Source organism: Embleya sp. NPDC055664 (genome assembly GCF_053618075.1).
In genome coordinates, this window is the sequence record NZ_JBSHGZ010000032.1 from 117,804 (window position 1) to 125,489 (window position 7,686).

Annotated in this window: 7 protein-coding genes; all 7 read left to right on the plus strand. The window is 70.9% G+C overall.

Translation table 11 applies throughout. The features are described 5' to 3' along the window. The first annotated feature begins 110 nt into the window (after positions 1–110). The 7 genes from ACWGR4_RS36640 to ACWGR4_RS36670 all read left to right on the plus strand — a co-directional run bounded on the left by ACWGR4_RS36640 (position 111) and on the right by ACWGR4_RS36670 (position 7,609). Entirely contained in the window at positions 111–560 is a 450-nt protein-coding gene (locus ACWGR4_RS36640; protein ID WP_380002268.1) for an Hsp20/alpha crystallin family protein, read from the plus strand. A gap of 130 nt (positions 561–690) precedes the next feature. Next, positions 691–1,551: a Rieske 2Fe-2S domain-containing protein gene (locus ACWGR4_RS36645; protein WP_452132728.1), complete on the plus strand. Its 861-nt coding sequence runs from the start codon at positions 691–693 to the stop codon at positions 1,549–1,551. A gap of 75 nt (positions 1,552–1,626) precedes the next feature. Then, positions 1,627–4,914 (plus strand): formate dehydrogenase, encoded by a 3,288-nt coding sequence (fdh, locus tag ACWGR4_RS36650; protein WP_452132727.1) that lies wholly within the window; start codon positions 1,627–1,629, stop codon positions 4,912–4,914. 1 nt (position 4,915) lies between these two features. Then, positions 4,916–5,824: a 4Fe-4S dicluster domain-containing protein gene (locus tag ACWGR4_RS36655; RefSeq protein WP_452132726.1), complete on the plus strand. Its 909-nt coding sequence runs from the start codon at positions 4,916–4,918 to the stop codon at positions 5,822–5,824. After that, positions 5,821–6,756 (plus strand): NrfD/PsrC family molybdoenzyme membrane anchor subunit, encoded by a 936-nt coding sequence (gene nrfD, locus ACWGR4_RS36660; protein WP_380002272.1) that lies wholly within the window; start codon positions 5,821–5,823, stop codon positions 6,754–6,756. Before ACWGR4_RS36655 ends, nrfD begins: the two co-directional genes overlap by 4 nt. Before the next feature lie 213 nt (positions 6,757–6,969). Continuing rightward, complete coding sequence (locus ACWGR4_RS36665; RefSeq protein WP_452132724.1) at positions 6,970–7,308, plus strand: ArsR/SmtB family transcription factor; 339 nt, start codon at positions 6,970–6,972, stop codon at positions 7,306–7,308. A 130-nt stretch (positions 7,309–7,438) separates the two neighbouring features. After that, a complete protein-coding gene (locus ACWGR4_RS36670; protein WP_380002274.1) occupies positions 7,439–7,609 on the plus strand; it encodes a DUF5670 family protein in 171 nt (56 codons plus the stop codon). Positions 7,610–7,686: the final 77 nt, after the last annotated feature.

The following is a 7,686-nucleotide window of genomic DNA, read 5'->3' on the forward strand; positions in this document are numbered from 1 at the left end:
TCACTCTTTGGATGACGTCTTTATTTGTCATCGCTTCGACGACATGCTACAACAGTTTCAGGCAGCCCGTCAGGGCGCTTCCGACCGAAACTTTCGGAGGTGTTTTCGCGATGTTGATGCGTACCGACCCCTTCCGCGAGCTCGACCGGCTCGCGCAGCAGCTTCTCGTGCCCGGGACCCCCTCCCGGCCGACGGCGATGGCCATGGACGCCTACCGTGACGGCGAGGAGTACGTGGTCGTCTTCGATCTGCCCGGTGTCACCCGCGAGGCGATCGACATCGACGTCGAACGCAACATGCTCACCGTCAAGGCCCGGCGCGAGCCGATCGCCAGGGGCAACGACGGGGACAAGGGCAGGGATGTACAGATGGAGCTGTCGGAGCGACCCGTCGGCGTCTTCTCCCGGCAGATCGTCCTCGCCGACACGCTCGACACCGAGCGCATCCGCGCCGACTACGAAAGCGGCGTGCTGACCCTGCGGATCCCGATCGCCGAGCGCGCCAAGCCGCGCAAGATCTCGATCGGCGGCGGCGCCGACCACAAGGTCATCACGGCCTGAGCCGGGCGGTGCCCGCACAGCGGCCCAGGGCGCGAGGATCGGGTCGTCGATCGTGGCACCCGTCCTCGCCCCGCCCGCCGTTCATCCGCCTGCCGGACATGGTGTGGCGATCCCGGGGCAACGGGCGGGCATGAGAATGACAACGGCGATCACCACCCGACTGGAGCAGGCCCGGGGCCTCGATCGGCCCGCCTCCCTGCTGCGCGGCCTCGTCGGGCGGGTGCCCGAGGGCAGGATTCGGGACACCGCACACGGGGTCCCCATCGGACACCCCGTGCACCCGCTGCTGGTACAGGTGCCCATCGGCGCCTGGATCTCCGCCTCGGTGCTGGACTTCGTACCGCGCACCGGCCCCGCGTCGGGTGTCCTGATCACCGTCGGTCTGGGCGCCGCGCTGCCCGCCGCCGCGGCCGGGGCGATCGACTGGGCCCAGACCCACGAGCAGCAGCAGCGCGTGGGCCTGGTCCATGCCGCCGCCAACTCGGTCGCCGTCGGGCTCTACGCCGCATCCCTGTGGGCCCGCCTGCGCGGACGGCCGATCCGCGGGCGCCTGTTGGCCCTGACCGGGCTGACCGCCGTGGGCGCCGGCGGCCTGCTCGGCGGGCATCTGGCCTACCGGCAGGCCACCGGCGTCAACCACGCGGAACAGGTGCCCCACGTGGTGGGCGACGGGTCGCGGTGGCACCCGATCGGCCTGTTGTCCGCGTTGCCGCTCGGCACGCCGGTGCGCCGATTCGTCGGCGAGACGCCGGTGTTGGTGGTGCGCGGCACGGATCGGATCGACGTCCTGGCCGATCGTTGCGCGCATCTGTCCGGTCCCCTGTCCGAGGGCGAGGTCCGCGACGGTCGGGTGACCTGCCCATGGCACGACAGCGTGTTCGAGTTGTGCTCCGGGGAGGTCGTGCACGGCCCGGCGACCGCCCCGCAACCGGTCTTCGAGACGCGTGTGGACGGGGACGAACTCCGCGTACGCCTCCCCGGCGCCGGCTGACGCCGCGCTCCCCGGCCCCATTCGACCCGGCCGCAGCGCATGCCTGCCGTCACCCCGGGTAGTCGCCTTGCGTCGATGGCCCGGATCCGGCAAGGAGCTGACGTGGACCCACGTACGTGGTGGCGCGACTGGCCGGTGCGGCGCCAGGTCGTCGGAGCCGATCGGCTCGGCCGCGGCGCGGCGGCGCGTTCGACCGCGACCGCCGAGCTGCGGCCGCGGATCGCCGACGCCGATCGGGTGGTGCGTTCGGTGTGCCCGTACTGCGCGGTGGGCTGCGGACAGCAGGTCTACGTCAAGGACGAACGGGTGGTCCAGGTCGAGGGCGACCCGGACTCGCCGATCAGCCGGGGCCGATTGTGTCCCAAGGGTTCGGCCACGCTTCAGCTGACCACGGGTTCGGCCCGCCGCGACCGGGTCCTGTACCGGGCGCCGTACGCGAGCGACTGGGGCGAACTCGACCTGGACACCGCGATGCGCATGGTCGCCGAACGGGTCGTGCGCACCCGGCGCGAGACCTGGCAGTGGGAGCACGACGACATGCGCGTCGCCCGCACGCTCGGCATCGCCAGTCTGGGCGGGGCGACGCTGGACAACGAGGAGAACTACCTGATCAAAAAGCTGTTCACGGGTCTGGGCGTGGTGCAGGTGGAGAACCAGGCCCGGGTCTGTCACAGCTCGACGGTCGCGGGTCTGGGGACCACGTTCGGTCGCGGCGGCGCGACGATGTTCATGCAAGACCTCCAGCACTCCGACTGCATCGTGATCCAGGGCTCGAACTACGCCGAGGCGCATCCGGTGGGTTTCCAGTGGGTGATGGAGGCCAGGAAGCGCGGCGCGACGGTGATCCACATCGATCCCCGGTTCACCCGCACCAGTGCACTCGCCGACCTGCACGTACCGATCCGCGCGGGCTCCGACATCGCGTTCCTGGGCGGCGTGATCAATCATGTGCTCACCGAGGGCAAGGACTTCCGGGAGTTCGTGCTCGCGTACACCAACGCCGCGACGCTGGTGAGCGAGGACTTCCGGGACACCGAGGACCTGGGCGGCGTGTTCTCCGGCCTCGACGCCGAGCATCGGCACTACGACCAGAAGTCGTGGGCCTACGAGGGTGGTTCGGTCGAGCCGGCCGTGGGCGACCGCGACGCGCGCCACGACGAGCTGGTGGGCGAGGAACGGGAGTCGGTCGCGGCGGCCGGTCGCGGCGAGTCGCACGGTTCGGGCGGCGCGCAGATGCACGCGGACGCGCCGCGCGACGAGACGCTGACCCATCCGCGCTGCGTGTACCAGATCCTGAAGCGCCATTTCGCGCGCTACACCCCGGAGTTCGTCGAACGCACCTGCGGTGTCTCGCGGGAGGCGTTCGCGACGGTGTGTCGTGCACTGACCGAGAACTCCGGGCGGGAGCGCACGTCGGCCTTCGTCTACGCGGTGGGCTGGACGCAGCACTCGGTGGGCGCGCAGTACATCCGCACCGCGTCGATCCTGCAGCTCCTGCTGGGCAATGTGGGTCGGCCCGGCGGCGGCATCCAGGCCCTGCGCGGGCATGCGAGCATCCAGGGATCCAGCGACATCCCGACCCTGTTCGATCTGCTGCCCGGCTACCTGCCGATGCCGCACGCGCACGCCGACGAGGATCTGGACACCTACATCGCGACCATGGTGGCCGACAAGGGCTACTGGGCCGACATGCGCAAGTACACGGTGAGCCTGCTCAAGGCGTATTACGGCGACGCGGCGACCGCCGACAACGACTTCTGCTTCGGGCATCTGCCGCGCCTGACCGGCTCGCACAGCACCTACGACACGGTGATGGCGCAACTGGACGGGATCTGCAAGGGCTTCTTCCTGATGGGCGAGAACCCGGCGGTCGGTTCGGCGAACGCGCGCATGCAGCGGTTGGGCATGGCCGAGTTGGACTGGCTCGTGGTACGCGACTTCTCACTGATCGAGTCGGCCACGTGGTGGAAGGACGGCCCGGAGATCGAGACGGGCGAGTTGCGCACCGAGGAGATCGGCACCGAGGTGTTCTTCTTCCCGGCCGCGGCACACACGGAGAAGTCCGGCTCGTTCACCAATACCAACCGCTGGTTGCAGTGGCATCACCAGGCGGTCGAGCCGCGCGGCGACGTGCGCAGCGACCTGTGGTTCATGTATCACCTGGGCCGGCTGATCCGAGCCGAACTCGCGGGTTCCGTCGACCCGATGGACCGCGCGGTGCTGGATCTGACCTGGGACTACCCGACCGAGGGACGCTACGACGACCCGAGTGCGGAGGCCGTGCTCGCGGAGATCAACGGCTTCGGACCGAAGGGCGAACACCTGTCCGCCTACACCGAGTTGGCCGACGACGGGTCCACCTCGTGCGGGTGCTGGATCTACTGCGGCGTGTACGCCGACGGCGTCAACCAGGCCGCGCGGCGCCGGCCGCACACCGAGCAGGACTGGCTCGCGGCCGAGTGGGCCTGGGCGTGGCCGGCGAATCGGCGCATCCTGTACAACCGCGCCTCCGCCGACCCGGAGGGCCGGCCGTGGAGCGAGCGCAAGGCGCTGCTGCGGTGGGACGCGGACGCGGGGAGATGGACCGGGCCCGACGTTCCGGACTTCCCGCCGGACAAGGCCCCCGACTATCGCCCTCCCGAAGGGGCGCGCGGCGTCGAGGCGTTGGCGGGGAACGATCCATTCATCATGCAGTCGGACGGCAAGGGCTGGTTGTACGCGCCGGGCGGGTTGGTGGACGGTCCGCTGCCCACGCACTACGAGCCGCAGGACTCGCCGTTCACCAATCCGCTGCACCCGGAGCACTCGCGCAACCCGGTCCGCCAGGTGTTCAGCCGGCGGCACAACCGCTCCCATCCCAGCGGGGACGAGCCGGGCAGCGAGGTGTTCCCGTACGTGGTGACCACGCACCGGCTCACCGAGCACTTCACCGCGGGCGGGATGAGCCGCTGGGTGCCGTATCTGGCCGAGCTGCAACCGGAGTTCTTCTGCGAGGTCTCCCCCGAACTGGCGGCCGAACGCGGACTCGACCACATGGGGTGGGCGACGATCGTGACCGCGCGCACCGCCATCGAGGCCCGGGTGATGGTCACGCGCCGCATGCGTCCGCTGACCGTGGACGGGCACACGCTGCACCAGATCGGGCTGCCGTTCCACTGGGGTCCCAACGGGATGAGTCGCGGCGACGCGGCCAACGAACTGGCGTCGATCACGCTCGATCCCAACGTGCACATCCAGGAGGTCAAGGCGATGAGCGCGGACATCCGACCGGGTCGACGCCCGCGCGGGCCGGAGTTGTTGCGGTTCGTCGCCGACTACCGGCAGCGGGCCGGGATCACCGAGCAGACCGGGACGGAGATCTGAGATGGCCGAGTTCATCGGCGGGATCGGACGCGGACCGGGCGACCCGGCGGGCGAGGCCGGGTGGGGGGACGAACACCCGCCGCGGATGGGCTTCTTCACCGACACGTCGGTGTGCATCGGGTGCAAGGCGTGCGAGGTGGCGTGCAAGGAGTGGAACGCCGTGCCGCAGGACGGTCTCGCGCTCACCGGGATGTCCTACGACAACAGCGAGGGGCTGGGCGCGAACAGGTGGCGCCACGTCGCGTTCATCGAGCAGGAACGACCGGTGGCGGCGGGGGCGATCGGGGCGGTCGGGGGTGTGGGCGCGGACTCGGGCTCGGGCTCGGGCTCGGGTGACTCGATGCGCTGGTTGATGTCCTCCGACGTGTGCAAGCACTGTACGCATGCCGCGTGTCTGGATGTCTGCCCCACCGGCGCGTTGTTCCGCACCGAGTTCGGCACGGTCGTGGTGCAGCAGGACATCTGCAACGGTTGTGGCTACTGCGTGCCCGCCTGCCCGTACGGTGTGATCGACCAACGACCCGAGGACGGGCGGGTGTTCAAGTGCACGATGTGCTACGACCGGCTGGGCGTGGGGGCGGAGCCCGCGTGTGCGAAGGCGTGTCCGACCGAATCGATCCGCTTCGGCCCGCTGGACGAGTTGCGCGCGGCGGCCGAGACGCGGGTACGGGATCTGCATGCCGACGGTGTTCCGGAGGCCCGGTTGTACGGGCACGATCCCGAGGACGGTGTGGGCGGCGACGGGGCGTTCTTCCTGCTCCTCGACGAGCCCGAGGTCTACGGTCTGCCGCCGGATCCGGTGGTCACCACGCGTGATCTGCCGTCGATGTGGCGGCACGCGGGTGCGGCGGCGCTCACGCTGGCGGCCGGGGTCGCGCTCGCCTTCGGGTCGCGGGGAGGACGGCGATGACGCGCGGCGAGGCGCGGATGGTGCCCAAGGTCGAGACCACGTCGTATTACGGGCGGCCGATCATCAAGGCTCCGGTGTGGGCGGCGACCGACATCGCCGGCTACGTGTTCCTGGGCGGCCTGGCGGGCGTGTCCTCGCTGCTCGCGGCGGGCGCGGAGGCGACCGGGCGGCCGGCGCTGGCCCGGACCGGCAAGGTGGCCGCGCTGGGCGGGATTTCGCTGTCCGTCGTCGCGCTCGTGCACGACCTGGGTCGGCCGGGGCGCTTCGTCAACATGCTGCGCGTGTTCAAGCCGACCTCGCCGATGAACATGGGCTCGTGGTTGCTGGCGGCATACGGACCGGCCGCGGGCCTCGCAGCGGCCACCGACGTGAGCGGCCGGCTGCCCGGACTCGGGCGGGCCGCGACGGCGGGCGCCGCCCTGCTCGGCCCGGCCGTGGCCACCTACACCGCGGTCCTGTTCGCCGACACGGCCGTACCGGCCTGGCACGAGGGCCATCGCGAACTTCCCTTCCTCTTCGCCGGATCGGCCGCCGGCGCGGCATCCGGCCTGGCCCTGCTCACGGTCTCGCCCCACCAGGCCGGTCCCGCCCGCCGCACCGCGATCGGCGGCGCGCTCCTCGACCTGCTCGCCGCCCGCCGCATGCGCGCCCGCATGGGCATCGTCGCCGAGACCTACCGCACCGGCAGGGCCGGCCGGCTGACCCGCGCCGCCGAAGCCCTCACCGTCACCGGCGCCGTGGGCGCGGCCCTGTCCGGGGTGATCAGCGGCCGACCCACCACCCGCCGCGTCACCGCCGCCGTCGCCGGCGCCGCCCTGCTCGCGGGTTCGATCTGCACCCGCTTCGGCGTGTTCGCCGCCGGCATGGCCTCGGCGGAGGACCCGAAGTACACGGTGATCCCCCAACGCGAACGCCGCGCCGCCCGGCGGTGAAGGTGCGGCGCCTCGGGCCGGCGGCCGTCCCGGGCGGCTGCCGGGCCCCGGCGGCGAACAACACCATCGACACGATGCCCGCGGCCATCACCACCGACCCGGACAGCGGCTCCGCCCTCGCCGCGACGGCACGGTAGAGAGGTACGATCCAGCACTTACCATGAGCGACGGGCCGCGGCGCCGCGCAACGAACAGCACGAGAAGACGAGGGCCATGCCGGGAGAGCTGTTCCACCCCCAGACCGAGAACGTCACCCTCGCCCAGGTGCTGGCCGCTCTCGACGACCCCATGCGGCTGCGGATCGTCAAGGTCCTCGTGCACGACCCGGACACCACCGAACGCACCTGCACGTCCTTCCTGCTGCCCGTCGGCAAATCCACCCTCACCCACCACTTCCGGATCCTGCGCGAGGCCGGCCTGATCCGACAGGTCGACCGCGGCAACAGCCGCAAGGCACAACTGCGCCGCGAGGACATCGACCGACGTTTCCCCGGCCTTCTGTCCCTGATCCTCGCCGAAGGCGCCACCCCCGAATCCGATCCGGCCAACTGACCGACCCGAGACCGGCCCCGCGCGCACGTGGGTATCGGCGGAGTCTTTCCGGAAACGGGCGGGCAAAACAAGGGAATTCCCGGGAATGCGCTTCGGTGGGCGGGGCAGACGTGGGTCGGAGGTAAAAACAATGATTCCCCTTTTGGTAGTCCTGCTTCTCGCGCTGATCCTTTTCGGCGCAGGATTCGCTCTGAAGGCCCTGTGGTGGATAGCCGTGATCGTCCTGGTCGTCTGGGCTCTCGGCTTCGTCTTCCGCTCGGCGGGCGCCGGCGGCAGGCGGGGGCGCTGGTATCGCTGGTAGACCGTAGGGCGTAGACCGCCGCCTAAACGCGGGGCGGGGCGGGCGGGGGGGGCGTTTTACGGCGGCCCCCCCCCCCC

Excerpts from the sequence above, each read along its gene's own strand:
- ACWGR4_RS36640 (WP_380002268.1), top strand. The coding sequence starts at position 111 with ATGTTGATGCGTACCGACCCCTTCCGCGAGCTCGACCGGCTCGCGCAG.
- ACWGR4_RS36645 (WP_452132728.1), top strand. The coding sequence starts at position 691 with ATGAGAATGACAACGGCGATCACCACCCGACTGGAGCAGGCCCGGGGC.
- fdh (WP_452132727.1), top strand. The coding sequence starts at position 1,627 with ATGGCCCGGATCCGGCAAGGAGCTGACGTGGACCCACGTACGTGGTGG.
- ACWGR4_RS36655 (WP_452132726.1), top strand. The coding sequence starts at position 4,916 with ATGGCCGAGTTCATCGGCGGGATCGGACGCGGACCGGGCGACCCGGCG.
- nrfD (WP_380002272.1), top strand. The coding sequence starts at position 5,821 with ATGACGCGCGGCGAGGCGCGGATGGTGCCCAAGGTCGAGACCACGTCG.
- ACWGR4_RS36665 (WP_452132724.1), top strand. The coding sequence starts at position 6,970 with ATGCCGGGAGAGCTGTTCCACCCCCAGACCGAGAACGTCACCCTCGCC.
- ACWGR4_RS36670 (WP_380002274.1), top strand. The coding sequence starts at position 7,439 with ATGATTCCCCTTTTGGTAGTCCTGCTTCTCGCGCTGATCCTTTTCGGC.